The organism is Rothia sp. (in: high G+C Gram-positive bacteria), assembly GCF_030540545.1.
Lineage (GTDB): Bacteria > Actinomycetota > Actinomycetes > Actinomycetales > Micrococcaceae > Rothia.
Genome location: NZ_JAUNVZ010000102.1, coordinates 1 through 1,112, shown reverse-complemented (window position 1 = coordinate 1,112; position 1,112 = coordinate 1). Strand labels below are relative to the sequence as shown.

The window sequence follows — 1,112 nt, the reverse complement described above, 5'->3', positions numbered from 1 at the left end:
GCACTCTGAAGGAGTGAGAGAATGGCGGGAAGAGCGTAAGCTCTGACCTCTCTTGCCTCAGTATTTGCGCGGTCTTCGTGCCTCAGGGCTTACGCCCATCGGCTTCATTCTCTCACTCTTTCAGAGTGCTCGGCTACGCGTTCTATTGATCCCAGGGTTCAGCCTCTGACGAGGCATCACCCTGGGCTGAGTTCTGTCGCGCCTTCAGCGCTTCTAGCCGGTAATCATCCCTAGTTGAAATGTATCCAAAAGCACAGTTTTAGACTTTGCAAACTCCCAATGTGCGCGCGTACGCGTGTGCGCGAGAGATGGTTCTATTTTGCGTCACTTGAGGGTATCTCGGTGTGGGACTACGCGTACTGAGGCCAGAAACAACAAAGCCCGACATCGGGAACTTCCGACACCGGGCTTGAGGGTCTATTATCTTAAAGGAACTAAATCACCCGAAGGAGCAACCCATGGGATTAGAGGCGGTTGTCCTTACCCACGGGGAAGACCACGCTGGGCTTGAAGGTCTCGGCCTCCTCGGGCGTCATCTGAGCAAAGGCCATGATGATGACCTCGTCACCCACCTGGAAGAGGCGGGCCGCTGCCCCATTGAGGCAGATGCATCCGGAGCCTGGCTCACCGGCAATGATATAGGTCACGATGCGCTCGCCATTGTTGTTGTTGACCACGTGCACCATCTCGCCCGCCACCATGTGTGCCGCCTCTAGGAGTGCGGAGTCAATGGTGATGCTGCCCATATAGTGGAGATTGGCCTCCGTGACGGTGGCGCAGTGAATCTTTGACTTGAGTATGTTGAGAAGCATGAGGTTGGGGAGAGCGATTTATCCTTTATACTTAATATTGTCTATGAGGCGTACGGGGCGCGCACCGCAATATACGGTGATGCAACCGACGATGGTTTCGGCCTCGTCCCAGCTCGATACGGGCTGAAGGGTAATGCCGTTGACTATCTCGAAGTACTCTACCTCCAAGCCTTGCGTGGCGTTGAGTGCACCGACCACAAGGTCGTGCGTCTCCTGCACCGTGTGGTGATGAGCATAGTCGACACTGCTCTTGAGGGCAGCCGAAATGCAGACAGCGGTGCGGCGCTCAGCGTCGGTGAG

The 1,112-nt window shown here is 55.8% G+C and carries 2 protein-coding genes; both read right to left on the bottom strand.

All coding sequences use genetic code 11. The annotated features are described in order from the left end of the window. Positions 1–464: 464 nt before the first annotated feature. Positions 465–812 carry an aspartate 1-decarboxylase gene (gene panD / locus Q4P78_RS09230; protein ID WP_303340075.1) on the bottom strand — a complete coding sequence of 116 codons (348 nt, stop codon included), beginning with the start codon at positions 810–812 and terminating at the stop codon, positions 465–467. 18 nt (positions 813–830) lie between these two features. Beyond that, positions 831–1,112: pantoate--beta-alanine ligase (locus Q4P78_RS09225; protein WP_303340074.1), on the bottom strand; the 282-nt coding region annotated here is incomplete at its 5' end.

What these genes read in the sequence shown, in the direction of transcription:
- panD (WP_303340075.1), bottom strand. Translation starts at nt 812, where the DNA reads ATGCTTCTCAACATACTCAAGTCAAAGATTCACTGCGCCACCGTCACG.